This is a genomic window from Stutzerimonas stutzeri (genome assembly GCF_013522825.1).
Taxonomy (GTDB): Bacteria; Pseudomonadota; Gammaproteobacteria; order Pseudomonadales; family Pseudomonadaceae; genus Stutzerimonas; species Stutzerimonas stutzeri_AK.
Map to the genome: position 1 here is coordinate 1 of NZ_JAAMQZ010000059.1, position 16419 is coordinate 16419.

At 62.4% G+C, this 16419-nt stretch carries 13 protein-coding genes and 1 riboswitch; of the genes, 11 read left to right on the forward strand and 2 right to left on the reverse strand.

The genetic code is table 11. The features are described from left to right. Positions 1–499: 499 nt before the first annotated feature. The gene (locus G7020_RS22620) at positions 500–1459 is read right to left on the reverse strand and encodes a GDP-mannose 4,6-dehydratase (protein ID WP_181087120.1); all 960 of its coding nucleotides are present in this window, start codon (positions 1457–1459) and stop codon (positions 500–502) included. Positions 1460–1812: 353 nt separating this feature from the next. Here G7020_RS22620 and G7020_RS22630 point away from each other — a divergent pair, with 353 nt between their 5' ends. The 8 genes from G7020_RS22630 (at position 1813) to thiC (ending at position 13034) form a co-directional block, all read left to right on the forward strand. Beyond that, positions 1813–3225: a mannose-1-phosphate guanylyltransferase/mannose-6-phosphate isomerase gene (locus G7020_RS22630; protein WP_181087122.1), complete on the forward strand. Its 1413-nt coding sequence runs from the start codon at positions 1813–1815 to the stop codon at positions 3223–3225. Between the two features lie 121 nt (positions 3226–3346). Continuing rightward, the gene (locus tag G7020_RS24405) at positions 3347–3667 is read left to right on the forward strand and encodes a hypothetical protein (protein WP_376778332.1); all 321 of its coding nucleotides are present in this window, start codon (positions 3347–3349) and stop codon (positions 3665–3667) included. Between the two features lie 724 nt (positions 3668–4391). Next, positions 4392–4787 carry a hypothetical protein gene (locus G7020_RS24220; protein WP_258189460.1) on the forward strand — a complete coding sequence of 132 codons (396 nt, stop codon included), beginning with the start codon at positions 4392–4394 and terminating at the stop codon, positions 4785–4787. Positions 4788–5121: 334 nt separating this feature from the next. Continuing rightward, positions 5122–5547, forward strand: coding sequence for a hypothetical protein (locus G7020_RS24225; protein WP_258189461.1), 426 nt, complete (start codon positions 5122–5124; stop codon positions 5545–5547). A gap of 856 nt (positions 5548–6403) precedes the next feature. Further along, positions 6404–7351, forward strand: coding sequence for an NAD-dependent epimerase/dehydratase family protein (locus G7020_RS22645; RefSeq protein ID WP_336509743.1), 948 nt, complete (start codon positions 6404–6406; stop codon positions 7349–7351). After that, complete coding sequence (locus G7020_RS22650) at positions 7351–8373, forward strand: MraY family glycosyltransferase (protein WP_181087129.1); 1023 nt, start codon at positions 7351–7353, stop codon at positions 8371–8373. Before G7020_RS22645 ends, G7020_RS22650 begins: the two co-directional genes overlap by 1 nt. A gap of 137 nt (positions 8374–8510) precedes the next feature. Beyond that, positions 8511–10490, forward strand: coding sequence for a polysaccharide biosynthesis protein (locus G7020_RS22655; protein WP_181087124.1), 1980 nt, complete (start codon positions 8511–8513; stop codon positions 10488–10490). A 453-nt stretch (positions 10491–10943) separates the two neighbouring features. Further along, a riboswitch (TPP riboswitch) is annotated at positions 10944–11050 on the forward strand. Between the two features lie 103 nt (positions 11051–11153). Continuing rightward, complete coding sequence (thiC, locus tag G7020_RS22660) at positions 11154–13034, forward strand: phosphomethylpyrimidine synthase ThiC (protein ID WP_258189462.1); 1881 nt, start codon at positions 11154–11156, stop codon at positions 13032–13034. Positions 13035–13142: 108 nt separating this feature from the next. Here thiC and G7020_RS22665 read toward each other — a convergent pair whose 3' ends face one another. Beyond that, positions 13143–13874 (reverse strand): DUF3298 and DUF4163 domain-containing protein, encoded by a 732-nt coding sequence (locus G7020_RS22665; protein ID WP_181087125.1) that lies wholly within the window; start codon positions 13872–13874, stop codon positions 13143–13145. Between the two features lie 253 nt (positions 13875–14127). Here G7020_RS22665 and G7020_RS22670 point away from each other — a divergent pair, with 253 nt between their 5' ends. The 3 genes from G7020_RS22670 (at position 14128) to cpdA (ending at position 16198) form a co-directional block, all read left to right on the forward strand. Beyond that, positions 14128–14745: an NUDIX domain-containing protein gene (locus G7020_RS22670; protein ID WP_181087126.1), complete on the forward strand. Its 618-nt coding sequence runs from the start codon at positions 14128–14130 to the stop codon at positions 14743–14745. After that, positions 14742–15188 (forward strand): DUF1249 domain-containing protein, encoded by a 447-nt coding sequence (locus G7020_RS22675; RefSeq protein ID WP_181087127.1) that lies wholly within the window; start codon positions 14742–14744, stop codon positions 15186–15188. Before G7020_RS22670 ends, G7020_RS22675 begins: the two co-directional genes overlap by 4 nt. A gap of 194 nt (positions 15189–15382) precedes the next feature. Next, positions 15383–16198: a 3',5'-cyclic-AMP phosphodiesterase gene (gene cpdA, locus G7020_RS22680; protein ID WP_181087128.1), complete on the forward strand. Its 816-nt coding sequence runs from the start codon at positions 15383–15385 to the stop codon at positions 16196–16198. Positions 16199–16419: the final 221 nt, after the last annotated feature.

The following is a 16419-nucleotide window of genomic DNA, read 5'->3' on the forward strand; positions in this document are numbered from 1 at the left end:
GCACCGCTGTAGGAGCGGCCCCTGGCCGCGAATGAAACCACGCAGGTGCTGGGCCTGGTTCGCGGGCATGGCCCGTTCCTACGGGGTTGGGGCATTGCACCGCTGTAGGAGCGGCCCCTGGCCGCGAATGAAACCACGCGGAGTTGGGCATGGGTTCGCGGGCATGGCCCGCTCCTACGGGGTTGGGGCATGGCACCGCTGTAGGAGCGGCCCCTGGCCGCGAATGAAACCACGCGGAGTTGGGCATGGGGTCGCGGGCATGGCCCGCTCCTACGGGGTTTGGGCATGGCACCGCTGTAGGAGCGACCCCTGGCCGCGAATGAAACCACGCGGAGTTGGGCATGGGTTCGCGGGCATGGCCCGCTCCTACGGGGTTGGGGCATTGCACCGCTGTAGGAGCGGCCCCTGGCCGCGAATGAAACCACGCGGAGTTGGGCATGGGTTCGCGGGCATGGCCTGCTCCTACATTGCATGGGATGCACCACAACATTTGTAGGCGTCATCGGCCTGCGGCTGTCTCGGCTCGCCAGTAGTCGAGCAGCTCCTTCAGGGTTTCCGGTAATCCTATAGAGGGCTTCCAGCCAAGGGCCTGGCGCAGGCGCTGGCTATCCCCAGCCGCGTATGGGATGTCCGAGGGGCGCATCCGCGCCGGGTCCTGTTCGATCCTGATCGTGGCGCTGCTCATTTGCAGCATCATCTCCAGCACCTGGGCGATCTGGTGGGTTTGACCCGAAGAGATATTGAAGCAGCGCTGATGCTCGCCGGCGCTGTCGGCACGTGCCAGCAGCAGTTCGTATGCCCGGCAGACGTCAGCCACATCGAGAAAGTCGCGGCTGGCTTGCAGGTCGCCGACTTTCAGCACCGGCTCCTGCTTGCCTGCCTCGATCAGGGCGATCTGGCGAGCGAACGAGGCCGTCACGAAGTCAGGCGATTGTTGCGCGCCGATATGGTTGAACGGTCGTGCCACCACTCCACGTGTTCCACGGCGGAAATACTCGTTGAACGCCGTCTCGGCGGCGAGCTTGCTTGCGGCATAGGGGTTCTGCGGCAGGCAGGGAACATCCTCGTCGAGCGGGATGTTCTGCTTGAAAGCTGCGCCGTAAACGTCTGCTGAGCTGACGAACAGAATGAAGCACTCCGGCGCGAATTTGCGCATGGCTTCCAGTACGTTGATGCTGCCCATCACGTTGGTTTGCCAGGTGAGTTGTGGAGCCTCGAAACTCTTCGGAATATGCGTGATCGCCGCCAGATGCACGATTCGAGTCGGAGAGGTGTCACGGATGATCTGCGCAACGCTTTCGGCGTCGCGAATGTCACAACTGAGCGTTTCGCTGGCAAAGGGGACGGGCTGGTCCGCCTGCGACGATACGGCAATGACATGCTGCCCGGAGTGCTGGAGCGTTCTGCAGAGCTGCCGTCCAACGAAACCGTTGGCGCCTGTAATTAACGTGCGGTGCATGATCTTCTCTCTGGCCCTCGAACGCGGGCGGCTAGTTTACAGAGCGTGCAGGGGGCATGCGAGCCGGAGGTGACCTGCAACACACCTCGTAGGAGCGGGCCGTGCCCGCGAACCCATACCCGTTCATTGGCGCGGTTCCGTTCGCGGCCAGGGGCCGCCCCTGCAGGTGTTGATCCCGCGAATGTTGCACCCCGCGCGTAGGAGCGGGCCATGCCCGCGAATAAAGCCCACACCCTGGTGCGTATCATTCACGGGCAGGGCCCGTTCCTACAAAGCAAACAGGCAACGTTGCATCATCGCGGGGTCGATTCGATAATGACGAGCTTTGCCATTGATGGCTTCTCGGAGTTTTTATGTTTACGCCCGTAATCCTCGCCGGCGGTAGCGGCTCGCGCCTCTGGCCGTTGTCGCGCCAGCGTTTCCCCAAGCAGTTTCTGGAGCTCGACGGCCAGGCGAAAGGGACCATGTTCCAGCGTACGCTGGCCAGGCTGGACGGGTTGGAACACGCATCACCGCTGGTGGTGAGCAATGAACAGCATCGTTTCGTCGTAGCCGAGCAGTTGCGTCTGGCCAAGCGCGCGAGCCGGCGCATCATCCTCGAACCCATGGCGCGCAATACCGCTCCGGCCATTGCGCTGGCGGCGCTGGATGCCAGTCGCGAGGGCGATGATCCAGTGCTGCTGGTGCTGGCGGCTGATCATTACATCCGTGATGAAGATGCGTTCCGCGAAGCGATACGGGTCGCCGAGGCTCAGGCCCGCGACGGACGTCTGGTGACCTTCGGCATCACCCCGACCCAGGCGGAAACCGGGTTCGGCTATATACAGTGCGGCGATACGCTGGGAACCGGGGGCTTTGCCATTGCCGGGTTCAAGGAAAAACCCTCGGTCGAGCGCGCCCAGGAGTATCTGGCTGCGGGCAATTATCTCTGGAACAGCGGCATGTTCATGTTCCGCGCTTCGCGCTTTCTGGCGGAGCTGGAGCGCTTTCGCCCCGACATCCTCGCTGCCTGCCGCGACGCGCTCGCCGGGGCGGAAGAAGACAGTCACTTCCTGCATATTCCGTCCGAGCAGTTCGCCCGTTGCGATGACGAGTCGGTGGACTATGCGGTGATGGAGCACACCAATGCCGGTGTGGTGGTGCCGCTGGATGCCGGCTGGAACGATCTGGGCAGTTGGGCGGCGATCTGGGATGTCAGCGAGCGCGATGCCGATGGCAATGGCCTGCAGGGCGATGTGCTGTCGTTCGATACGCGCAACACGCTGGTGCAGTCGCATCATCGGCTGGTGGCGACCGTGGGCGTCGAGGATCTGGTGGTCGTCGAAACCAAGGATGCCGTGCTGGTGGCCCATCGCGACCAGTGTCAGCAGGTCAAGCAGGTGGTTCAGCAGTTGCAGGCCGAGCAGCGTGAGGAGTTCGTCAGCCATCCGTTGGTAAGCCGCCCCTGGGGCCATTACGACACGGTGGATCGCGGCGAACGCTATCAGGTCAAGCGCATCACCGTGTTGCCGGGTGAATGCCTGTCATTGCAGATGCACTACCACCGGGCCGAGCACTGGATCGTGGTATCGGGCACGGCCAAGGTGATCTGTGGCGACAAGGAGATGGTCCTTACGGAAAACCAGTCCACCTATATTCCGCTGGGGGTCAAGCACTCGCTCTCCAACCCCGGCAAGATGCCGCTGGAGCTGATTGAGGTGCAGTCGGGCGCCTATCTGGGCGAGGACGATATCGTGCGTTTCGAGGATCGTTACGGACGTAGTTGAAGATAGCCGCCCGTAGGAGCCGGCCCTGCCCGCGAACCTGTGCCCGACCATCGGTGCAGTTTCATTCGCGGCCATGGGCCGCTCCTACAGATTTACAGGCGGCTGCTGGATCTGTTACGTCTTGTTGTTGGCATATTGCCATCACTTTTTGCTGTACAACGATTCTGATTCCCGCCAAAATCGCCTTCTTTTTTGGGGGGTTGCCATGTCGGCTTCAGAGGATCGGCGCCAGTATCATGCGCTACGCGAGCATATCGATAGCCTGCTGGCTGCCGGTGGTTCGCTGGTGGGGCGCGATCCCGTCAGGCTTGCCGTCGAAGGTCGAATTCTGACGGTACGGCACGGAATGCTGGTCAATGAGCAGGCTCATCTGGATCTGATCGAGGCGCTGGCGGCGCTCGAATGGAATTTCAATCAGCTGAAAGAAGCCCGCATGGCCTGAGGCCCCGTTCATTACGGATGCCGCTAATCCCGTAGGAGCGGGCCACGCACGCGAGCTTGTGTCCAGGCCATCGGCGCGGTTCCGTTCGCGGCCAGGGGCCGCTCCTACAGATGTTGCATGCACTCCGCGTGTAGGAGCGGGCCACGCCCGCGAGCTTGTGTCCAGGCCATCGGCGCGGTTCGGTTCGCGGCCAGGGGCCGCTCCTACAGATGTCGCATACACTCCGCGCATAGGAGCGGGCCACGCCCGCGAACCTGTGCCCAGGCCATCGGCGCGGTTCCGTTCGCGGCCAGGGGCCGCTCCTACAGATGTTGCATGCACCCCGCGTGTAGGAGCGGGCCACGCCCGCGAACCTGTGCCCAGTCATCGGTGCGGCTCCGTTCGCGGCCAGGGGCCGCTCCTACAGATGTTGCATGCACCCCGTGCGTAGGCGCGGGCCATGCCCGCGAACCTGTGCCCAGTCATCGGCGCGGTTCCGTTCGCGGCCAGGGGCCGCTCCTGCAGATGTTGCATGCACCCCGCGTGTAGGAGCGGGCCACGCCCGCGAACCAATGTCCGACCATCGGTGCGGTTCCGTTCGCGGCCCCAGGGGCCGCGACAGATGTTGCATGCATCCTACGGTCTCGCTTTGTCGCTCATGCACATGAATGGCGGAATATAGTGAAATATAGCGAAAACCACTATATACGCATATATTGCGCTATAGATCAGTGGAGGCTTGAATATGGACCCTTATCGCAATCCCTTTGCACCTGGTGCCGGAAGTCGACCGCCTGAGCTTGCGGGGCGCGATGCAATTCTTGAGGCTGCGAGAATTTCATGTGGCCGCGCCATTAAAGGACGAAGCGCCCGATCAATCATGCTTCTGGGATTGAGGGGTACCGGCAAGACGGTTCTGCTGAATGAAATAGGGAAAATCGCACAGGAAGAGGGTCTCCTGGTTTCCAAGGTGGAATCTCCGGAACGTGAAAGCCTTGCACGTCTTCTTTATCCCGAAATGCGCAAGGTCATGCGCTCGCTCTCGGGTGTGGAGGCTGCCAAGCAAATCGCCAGCCGTGGACTGCAAGGGCTTCGCGGTTTTGCCTCGATCTTCAAGATCGACATTGCGGTGTCGAGGTAGGGGTTGAGCCTGAGCCCGGTCTCGCTGATAGCGGAGACCTGCAATACGATCTACCGGACCTTTTTGAAGTAATTGGTCGGGCAGCACAAGCCGCAGGTAAAGGGTGGATTCTTCTTATAGATGAAGTGCAGTACCTTTCCGAGGCGGATCTCTCGGCATTGATTGTTGCCATTCATCACATGTCGCAAGAAGGTCTTCCGGTACTTCTCGTTGGGGCTGGTCTTCCGCAAGTTGCCCGGCTCGCGGGCGAAGCAAAGTCTTATGCCGAGCGGCTTTTCCTGTATCCGGAGCGCTCGATCAGCCATCGGCTAGTCAAGCTGTCAAAAAGCCGATAATGGATGAAGAGGCTTCAATCGATCCGGCGGCGCTCGATATCATCGTTGACCGTACACGTGGTTATCCCTTCTTCCTTCAGGAGTGGGGGTCTACGGCCTGGAACAATGCTGAAGGGCCAGAAATCACCATCGATGACGTGAGCCAATCCTATACCGAGACGCTGGCTTTGCTTGATTCGGGTTTTTTCAGGGTTCGTATTGATCGGCTGACCAAATCAGAAGTTCATTTCGTGAGGACGATGTCGGAGCTGGGTGATGGACCCTATGCCATGGCTGATATCGCCAAGGCGATGGGACGAACCCAGTCGTCGCTTGGGCCAACTCGGGCCAATATTATTTCCAAGGGGATGATCTACAGTACAGATCACGGCTATCTGAATTTTACCGTCCCCCTCTTTGCGGAATATATGCGCCGCCAAGGGTAAGTCTCGATTCTACGTAGGCGCGGCACTATGGCCCGACCATCTGTGCGGCTCCGTTCGCGGCCAGGGGCCGCTCCTACAGATGTTGCATGCACCCCCGCGCGTAGGAGCGGGCCACGCCCGCGAACCTGTGTCCGACCATCGGCGCGGTTCCGTTCGCGGCCAAGGGCCGCTCCTACAGATGTTGCATGCACCCCGCGCGTAGGAGCGGGCCACGCCCGCGAACCTGTACCAGGCCATCGGCGCGGTTCCGTTCGCGGCCAAGGGCCGCTCCTACAGATGTTGCATGCACCCCGCGCGTAGGAGCGGGCCACGCCCGCGAACCTGTACCAGGCCATCGGTGCGGCTCCGTTCGCGGCCAGGGGCCGCTCCTACAGATGCTGCATGCACCCCGTGCGTAGGAGCGGGCCATTCCCGCGAACCAATGTCCAATCATCGGCGCGGCTCCGTTCGCGGCCAGGGGCCGCTCCTGCAGATGTTGTATGCACCCCGCGCGTAGGAGCGGGCCACGCCCGCGAACCTGTACCAGGCCATCGGTGCGGCTCCGTTCGCGGCCAGGGGCCGCTCCTACAGATGTTGCATGCACCCCGCGTGTAGGAGCGAGCCACGCCCTCGAACCTGTGTCCGACCATCGGCGCGGCTCCGTTCGCGGCCAGGGGTCGCTCCTGCGGATGGCGCATGTATCCGGGGACGGCGTATTGCGCATTCGCGGATGCCGTAAATCGGCAACCCCGTCGATATTTCCATCTGAAACACAGCACGCGCGGCTGGCTGTGCGTAAAATCCGCATCCTTGTCGGGGCTGTCATGCATCCCTGGGGATTTCGGAGAGCTGGGTGAGTTCGAGCAGGAAAGTTCTGGTGACCGGTGGTACGGGCTTCGTTGGGCGTGCGGTACTTGCGCGTCTGGTTACCCGTGCCGAGCTGCGGGTGTTGGCCTGGACGCGGCGTGCCGATGCCGTGCTGCCTGCAGGGGTCGTGCCTGTGCCGCTTTCACACAACCGTATGTTTGCGGCGGGTGCCGAGGTGGAAGGGTTGCATACGGTCGTGCATTGCGCGGCGCGCGTTCATGTGATGAATGACGAGGTGCCTGACCCGCTGGCTGAATTTCGCCGGGTCAATGTGGAGATGACGCTCGATCTGGCGCGTAGCGCTGTCGAGCTCGGTGCGCGGCGGTTCATTTTCATCAGTTCGATTAAGGTCAACGGTGAAACGACACAGCCGGGCTACCCCTTCACTGCGTTCGATACGCCGCAGCCATGCGGCGCTTATGCGCTGTCCAAGCATGAAGCCGAAGCCGGTTTGCGCGAGATTGCCGAACAGGCGGGCCTTGAAGTGGTGATCATCCGCACGCCGCTGGTATACGGGCCGGGCGTGGGGGCGAATTTTCGCAGCATGATGCGCTGGCTTGCGGCGGGTATACCTCTGCCGTTGGGTGCGCTGGATAACCGGCGCAGTCTGGTGGCGCTGGATAATCTGGTCGATCTGATCGATACCTGCCTCGATCACCCGGCTGCGGCCAACCAGACGCTGCTGGTGAGCGATGGCGAGGATATGTCCACCAGTGAGCTGCTGCGCCGTCTGGGCATGGCGCTCGGTCGGCCTGCACGGTTGCTGCCGGTGCCTGGTCACTGGATCGGCCTGGCCGCGCGGCTGTTGCGACGTGAGGCGATTCATGCGCGGCTGTGCGATTCGCTGCAGGTGGATATCGAGCGAACCCGTGAGCTGCTGGGCTGGTCGCCGCCGGTGAGGGTGGATGATGCGTTGCGCCGGACGGCGCTCGATTACCTGCAACGGCGGCAAGCATGATGCTCTGGCTGATCGTGGCGGCCTTCGTTGCCGCCTTCGGGCTCACCGCTGTGCTGCGCCGGTATGCGCTGCGTCGACAGCTGCTGGATGTGCCCAATGGGCGAAGTTCGCACGTCGTTCCTACGCCCAGAGGCGGGGGCGTGGCCATTGTCGCGGTGGTGGTGGGACTGTTGCCGGTGCTGTGGCTGTACGAGGCGGTGAATGCCTCTTTGGTCTGGGCCTTGTTCGGCGCGGGGCTGGCTGTCGCGCTGCTGGGGTTTGCCGATGACCATGGCCATATCGCCGCACGCTGGCGTCTGCTGGGGCATTTCGTTGCGGCGATGTGGGCCATGTTCTGGCTGGGCGGGCTGCCGGCGCTGACGTTGTTCGGCATGACGCTGGAACCGGGCTGGCTGGGCAACCTGCTGGGGCTGCTGTTTCTGGTGTGGATGCTCAATCTGTACAATTTCATGGATGGCATCGACGGCCTCGCCAGCGTCGAGGCGATCAGCGTATGCCTGGGCGTGCTGGTCTGTTATGGGCTTGCCGCGTCGTCGGACGGAGCGCGCCAGGGTGATGTCGAGTTGTTGCTGGCTGCGGCCGTGGCGGGTTTCTGCTGCTGGAATTTCCCCCGGGCGCGCATATTCATGGGCGATGCGGGAAGCGGTTTCCTCGGTATCGTCCTGGGCATATTGGCCCTTGGCGCCGCCTGGGTCGTGCCACAATTGCTCTGGAGTTGGCTGATTCTGCTGGGCGTCTTTATCGTCGATGCAACTTTCACTTTATTGCGTCGTCTTTTGCGGGGCGAGGCCGTGTATCAGGCCCATCGCAGCCATGCTTATCAGGCTGCTGCGCGGCGCTTAGGCCGCCATGTGCCGGTGACGGTTGCGGTGGGGTTGATCAACGTGGGTTGGCTTTTGCCCTGGGCGGCGTGGGTAGCCTCAGGCGGAGTCGAGGGTGCAACAGCCTTGGTGATCGCCTATTTGCCGTTGTTGTGCCTCTGCATCCGGTTTCACGCAGGTGCGGCTGAAGCGAGTACATGATTGCGCGGTGTGGTGGCGGTTCGCGGGCATGGCCCGCTCCTACGGAGCCGTGATGTGTGCCACACCTGTAGGAGCGGGCCATGCCCGCGAACAAGCCGGTTTGGAATGAATGGCTTTGTCGGATGGGAATGAAATGAATGTTGCGTGATCGCCTGTTAGGCCTGCCCCGGCGGTACAAGCGCCTGCTGCAGGTCTTGGCCGATGTCGTTCTGGTGTGGGTGTCTCTGTGGCTGGCGTTCGTGGCGCGTCTGGGCTCCTATGAAGTCGTGGACCCCTTTGGCGAGCACGCCTGGCTGTTCCTGCTCGCGCCGTTGCTGGCCATCCCGCTGTTCATTCGCATCGGCATGTACCGGGCTGTGATGCGCTACCTGGGCAACGATGCGCTGATTGCCATTGCCAAGGCGGTTACGCTGTCGTCACTGCTGCTGGCCCTGGCAATCTATTGGCATCGTGATGCGCCGGGGTTGGTGCCGCGTTCTCTGGTGTTCAATTACTGGTGGATCAGCCTGATGCTGCTCGGCGGGCTGCGCCTGATGTTGCGTCAGTATGTGCTGGGCGATTGGTATCGCGGGATGCTGAGCGCTCCGTTCGGCCAGGATAACGGCCTGCCACGTGTCGCCATTTATGGCGCGGGCGCTGCCGGCAACCAGTTGGCAGCCGCGCTGAGAATGGGGCGTGCGATGCGTCCGGTGGCCTTTATCGATGATGACAGCGATATCGCCAACCGGGTCATTGCCGGGCTCAAGGTGTACAAGCCCAAGCATATCGGCCAGATGGTCGCCGAGAGTGGCGCCAGCGAGATTCTGCTGGCCATTCCGTCCGCCAGTCGGGCGCGGCGGCGCGAGATCCTGGCGAATCTGGAGCGCCATCCCCTGCATGTACGCTCGGTACCGGGGTTCATGGACCTGGCCAGTGGACGGGTCCGGGTCGAAGACCTTCAGGAAGTGGATATTGCCGATCTTCTGGGGCGCGACAGCGTTGAGCCGGATGAGGCTCTGCTGGCCAGGTGCATTCGCGGCAATGTGGTGCTGGTCACGGGTGCCGGCGGCTCGATTGGCACCGAGCTTAGCCGGCAGATTCTGTTGCTGGCTCCGAAAGCCCTGATTCTGTTCGATCATGCCGAATACAACCTGTACCGCATTCATCGTGAGCTGGAGCAGCAGGTCAGGGAGCAGGCGCTGGAAGTGGAGCTGATTCCGATCCTCGGCTCTATCGGCAACCCGCAGCGTCTGCTGAGCATAATGCGCGCCTGGGGCGTGACGACCGTGTATCACGCGGCGGCCTACAAGCATGTGCCCATGGTCGAGCACAATATTGCCGAAGGGGTGATGAACAACGTCATGGGTACGCTCAATTGCGCCCAGGCCGCGATCCAGGCTGGTGTGGCGCATTTCGTGCTGATCTCGACGGACAAGGCGGTGCGCCCGACCAATGTCATGGGCAGCACCAAGCGGCTCGCGGAAATGGCGTTGCAGGCGCTCAGCCGTGAAGCCGCTCCGGTGCTGTTCGGCGAGCCGGCGAGTATCAATCAGGTCAATCGTACCCGTTTCACCATGGTCAGGTTCGGTAACGTGCTGGGTTCGTCCGGTTCGGTGATTCCGCTGTTTCGCGAGCAGATTCGCCGGGGTGGGCCGGTGACGGTCACCCATCCGAAGATCACCCGTTACTTCATGACGATTCCCGAGGCTGCACAGCTGGTGTTGCAGGCGGGCTCCATGGGTTTGGGGGGCGATGTTTTCGTGCTGGATATGGGGGCGCCGGTGCGAATCGCCGAGTTGGCAGAGAAGATGATTCATCTGTCTGGGCTGTCGGTTCGCGACGAAGACAATCCCAATGGCGATATCGCCATTCAGTTCACGGGCCTGCGGCCCGGCGAAAAGCTCTACGAAGAACTGCTGATCGGCGATGACGTGACGCCGACAGAGCACCCGATGATCATGTCCGCCGATGAGGCCTACCTGTCCTGGGGCGAATTGCGTGATGTGCTGGAGCGCTTGCTACAGGCGTTGGGCAACGATGATTTCGAGCAGGTCAGGGTGATTCTGCGTGCCACCGTCGATGGTTATTCGCCTCGTGAGGAAATCGTCGACTGGCTGTACCACCCGCCGCTTAATTGATCGGCAGGTAGTGTCGGTTCGCGGGCAGATTCTGTAGGAGCGGCCCTTGGCCGCGAATGGGATCGTGCCGATGGTTGGGCATTGGTTCGCGGGCATGGCCCGCTCCTACGGGTTCGCAGATTCTGTAGGAGCGGCCCCTGGCCGCGAACGGGCTCGTGCCGATGGTTGGGCATTGGTTCGCGGGCATGGCCCGCTCCTACGGGTTTGCAGATTCTGTAGGAGCGGCCCCTGGCCGCGAACGGGGCCGTGCTGATGGTCGGGGTATTGGTTCGCGGGCGTGGCCCGCTCCTACGGGTTCGCAGATTCTGTAGGAACGGCCCCTGGCCGCGAACGGGACCGCGCCGATGGTCGGGTATTCGGTTCGCGGGCGTGGCCCGCTCCTGTGTGGGGACAGTGTCCGTGGGATACGACTCAGTAGCTGGCTTTCCCCGGCACTCTTGATTAGACTCGATCGCGTTCTTGTCGGGGTGCCTTGAATCGAAGGCTGAGATCGGAAAGTTCCGGATCCCGTTGAACCTGATCAGGTTAAGGCCTGCGTAGGGAACAAGATGTGCTCGCCAGTTTCTCCTGCGAGTCTCTCGGCGCCAATCCCGGCGCACCCCGATGCCCTTATCCCGCCGTGTTTTTCAGGTTCGCTCCGACAACTATCGAGGAGCCAGTCTGATGCGTGCAGAACAACAACATCTCAGTGAATCGGCCCAAGTCGACCAGCAGTCGATCCAGCCTTTCCCGCGTTCGCAGAAAATCTACGTGCAGGGCTCGCGCCCGGACATCCGCGTGCCGATGCGCGAGATCAGTCTCGACGTCACGCCCACCGCCTTCGGTGGCGAAATCAATGCGCCGGTGCTGGTCTACGATACGTCCGGCCCCTACACCGACCCCAATGTGCAGATCGACGTGCGCAAGGGCCTGGCCGATGTGCGCAGCGCCTGGATCGAGGATCGCGACGATACCGAGAAATTGCCGGGGCTGAGTTCCGAATTCGGCCAGCGCCGCCTGGACGATGCCGAACTGACCGCCATGCGCTTCGCCCACGTGCGCAATCCGCGCCGCGCCAAGCCGGGCAGGAACGTCAGCCAGATGCACTATGCGCGTCAGGGCATCATCACGCCCGAGATGGAGTTCATCGCCATCCGCGAGAACATGAAGTTGCAGGAACACCGCGCTGCCGGCCTGCTGGATCAGCAGCACGCGGGTCAGAGCTTCGGCGCCAGCATCCCCAAGGAAATCACCCCCGAATTCGTCCGTGACGAAGTGGCCCGCGGTCGCGCCATCATCCCCGCCAACATCAACCACACCGAGCTGGAGCCGATGATCATCGGCCGCAACTTCCTGGTGAAGATCAACGGCAATATCGGCAACTCGGCGCTGGGTTCCTCCATCGAGGAAGAAGTCGCCAAGCTGACCTGGGGCATCCGCTGGGGCTCGGACACGGTGATGGACCTGTCCACCGGCAAGCACATCCACGAAACCCGCGAGTGGATCATCCGCAACTCGCCGGTGCCGATCGGCACGGTGCCGATCTACCAGGCGCTGGAGAAGGTCAATGGCATCGCCGAGGACCTGACCTGGGAGCTGTTCCGCGACACCCTGATCGAGCAGGCCGAGCAGGGCGTCGACTACTTCACCATCCATGCCGGCGTGCTGCTGCGCTACGTGCCGCTGACGGCCAAGCGCGTGACCGGCATCGTTTCGCGCGGTGGCTCGATCATGGCCAAGTGGTGCCTGGCGCATCACAAGGAAAACTTCCTCTACACCCACTTCGAAGACATCTGCGAAATCATGAAGGCCTACGACGTCAGCTTCTCGCTGGGCGACGGCCTGCGTCCGGGCTCCATCGCCGACGCTAACGATGCCGCGCAGTTCGGCGAGCTGGAAACCCTCGGCGAGCTGACCAAGATTGCCTGGAAGCACGACGTGCAGTGCATGATCGAAGGTCCCGGTCACGTGCCCATGCACCTGATCAAGGAGAACATGGACAAGCAGCTGGAATGCTGCGACGAGGCGCCGTTCTACACCCTCGGCCCGCTGACCACTGACATCGCGCCGGGCTACGACCACATCACCAGCGGCATCGGTGCGGCGATGATCGGCTGGTTCGGCTGCGCCATGCTCTGCTACGTCACGCCCAAGGAGCACCTGGGCCTGCCGAACAAGGATGACGTCAAGACCGGCATCATCACCTACAAGATCGCCGCGCATGCCGCCGACCTGGCAAAAGGTCATCCGGGCGCGCAGATTCGCGACAATGCCCTGTCCAAGGCGCGCTTCGAATTCCGCTGGGAAGACCAGTTCAACCTGGGCCTGGACCCGGATACCGCACGCAGCTTCCACGACGAGACCCTGCCCAAGGATTCGGCCAAGGTCGCGCACTTCTGCTCCATGTGCGGGCCGAAGTTCTGCTCGATGAAGATCACCCAGGAAGTCCGCGAGTACGCCGCCGAGAACGGCCTGACCGACGAGCAGAAGGCCATCGAGGCCGGCTTTGCCGAACAGGCAGGGCGCTTCAAGGATGAAGGGTCGGTGATTTACCGGCAGGTGTAGCAGGCGCTCCTACGGGGTTTGCGGCTCGTCGGCTTCTGTGGGAGCAGGCCATGCGCGCGAAAGGGTTCCATGTTGGGGCAGGGGCTTTTTCGCGAGCATGGCTCGCTCCTACAAATACTCCGGCCTGACGATGCCTTCGAGCTGATCATGCGGAATGCTCAGCTCGGGGTGGCCGCTGGAGTAGGGCGCGATGCTGTAGACGTCATACTTGAGCAGCACGCTGTCCTTGAGCAGGGCGATGTGGGCGGTCTGCTGAAAGGGCCAGAATTCGATGAATTCGGCGTCCTGGTCGTGTTCGTTCTCCACCAGCCAGCGCTGGTGCGCCTGGCGGGCGGCACGCCAGAAATTGCCGGCCTGGCCGGGTAGCAGGATGTCTTCGAGGCGCAATTCGCGATTCAGCTCGCGGTCGTAGTTGATGAAACCGCGACCGGGCATGCCATGTGCCCCGCCAGTGAACAGGTAGCTGGACAGCTCGATCACCAGGATATTGCCGTGCCGTTCGCGCAGCTTGGCTTGCAGATAGCTGCTCCAGTGGGGTTCGGCGTCACGCAGGAATGCCTCCTGGTAACCTTCAAGCGTCGCCGGCATTTCGCTCTCGGGGCCGAACATCGTCATGCGCCGCAGCCGTTCGTCGATCAGCGCATTGAGCGCCGGCTCGTCGACGAAATGTTCGGTGTCGATATTGACCAGCGGGCAGCTCTCGTCCTGCTCGGGACAGCCGGCGGGGCGTTGCTCACTGAGGATCTGCCGAATTTCGATCGTCGGCTCCCCCCCGAAGTGCTGGCAGGCGCTCAGCAGCAGGGCGGTGATGGTCAGGGTGAGAATATTTCGAAAAGGCATAACCTTTTTCAACGGCCTGTTAACGGGATTCATCCGGTTTCCTATGGTCCTGCGCTGCGGTTTCGAGTGTGGGCAGTCTGTGAAGTTCTGCAAGCGGCTGCCAGTATTTTCACTGTGATGCTGACGTTCGTAATGGGCTGCGTTCGAGCATGTGGCGCGTTAGGATAACCTTCAAAGACCGCTCACGCAGTGACGGTTGATGTCTTTCCGGCGGCGCCGCGCGTCGCGGAATAACCGATTATGTGAGTGTGCAATGACCGAGATTTTCAAAGCCGGACCCGCTGACGTGGAAATTATCCAGCGCGATCGCTGTTTCAGCGGCTTTTACAGCCTGGATCGCTTTCGGCTGCGTCATCGATTGTTCCGTGGCGGCATGGGCGCAGAGATCGAGCGCGAGCTTTTCGTGCGTCACGACGCCGTGTGCGTGCTGCCCTACGACCCCCAGCGCGACGAGGTGGTGTTGATCGAACAGTTCCGGATGGGTGCGATGGCGCGTGGCGACAACCCCTGGCTGGTGGAAACCGTGGCCGGTCTGATCGACAAGGAGGAGCAGCCCGAGGAAGTGGCCCGCCGCGAGGCGGTCGAAGAGGCGGGGCTGGAGATCGGCGAGCTGTGGCCGGTGTCGGCCTATTATCCATCGCCGGGCGGCAGTACCGAGCGCATTCATCTGTATGTCGGGCGCTGCAGCAGCCTCGGTGCCGGCGGTGTGTTCGGACTGGAGGAAGAGGGCGAGGATATTCGTGCTGCGGTCTGGCCGCTGCAGACAGCGCTGGCCGCCTTGCGCGACGGTCGCATCGACAACGCGGCAACCATCATCGCCCTGCAATGGCTGGCCTTGAACCGCGATGAAATCAGGGAGGCCTGGACATGAGGGCCAAACGCGAGCGCTATCATGTCGATCTGCTGGAATTGCAGTCTGCCTGCGAGGCGAATTACCTGCGGCTGACGCAACTGCTGCCCGACATGCGGCATCAGTCCGATATTCGCCGTATCGCCATGAGCCAGGGGGATCGGCTGCTGGGCGTGCTGGTGTTGCAGGTAGTGGAAAACTGCCCCTACACCAGCACGCTGCGTATCACGCAGGAGCATTGCCTGCCCTGGCTGCCGGTGCCCCGGATGGAGGTGCGGGTCTATCACGACGCGCGCATGGCCGAGGTCGTCAGTGCGGAGAATGCGCGGCGCTTTCGCGGCATCTATCACTACCCCAATGCGCAGATGCATCAGCCCGACGAGAAGAGCCAGCTCAACCTCTTTCTCGGCGAATGGCTCGGACACTGCCTGGCCTGTGGGCATGAGCTGGAACCGGTGCTTTGAGCGCTTTTGGCGTCCTGCGTGTTCCGTTTTTGTAGGAACGGGCCATGCCCGTGAAGGGGCTGCCGCGGCGTGGTTTTACGGAGTGCCGTTTGGACAAAAGGGTGTATCTGTGACCCACGCCCGTAACGCACGGTTTACCCTCGTGCTCGCCTGCCACCATAATTCCTCCGTCATCCGGGCAAAGGAGACGGGTCTTGCCTGTCGCACCTCTTAACGCTGATAAAGACTCGGTACTGCTCGTACAACTGACCGACAGCCACCTGTTCGCCGAGGCGAGCGGCAGGCTGCTGGGCATGGACACGACCGAGAGTTTGCGGCGAGTCGTCGAGCGGGTTCTCGACGAACAGCCATGCGTGGACCTGATGCTGGCGACCGGCGATCTGTCCCAGGATGGTTCGATCGCCTCATACGAGCGTTTTCGCACATCCTGCGAGCCTATCCAGGCGCCTGCGCGCTGGTGTCCCGGCAACCATGACGAGCTGGCCGCGATGCAGCAGGTGACGCAGGGCAGCGAGCTGATGGCGCCGATCCTCGACATCGGTGCCTGGCGCGTGGTGATGCTCGATACGCTGGTGCCCGGATCGGTTTTCGGGATGCTTCGCAGCGAACAGCTTGCGCTGCTCGAGCGTGCCTTGCAGGAAGCGCCGGACAGGCATCTTCTGATCTGCCTGCATCATCATCCGGTGACCATTGGCAGCCGCTGGATGGATGCCATCGGGCTGCACAATCGCGAGGCGCTGTTCGAAGTCATCGATCGTTTTCCCAGTGTCAGGGCGTTGCTCTGGGGGCACATTCACCAGGAGTTCGACGACTGGCGTAACGGTGTGCGGCTGCTGGCGTCACCCTCTACCGGCGTGCAGTTCGCGGTCGGCAGCGAAAACTTCCAGGTGGACAGGCTCGCGCCCGGCTACCGCTGGCTGCGCCTGCATGCCGATGGCCAGCTCGAAACCGGCGTGTCGCGGATCGAAGAGGGGGACTTCGACGTGGACTACAGCGTCGAGGGATATTGAAGCTTCGTTCGCGGGCATGGCCGCTGCGGATGGGATTAGCACGACCACCTGTAGGAGCGGCCCCTGGCCGCGAACGGGACCGCGCAGGAGACCAGGCCATCGGTTCGCGGGCAAGGCCCGCTCCTACGACGGATGGGATTGCGCGACCACCTGTAGGAGCGGCCCCTGGCCGCGAACGGACCCGCGCCGGGGCGCTGAGCATTGGCTCGCGGGCGTGGCCG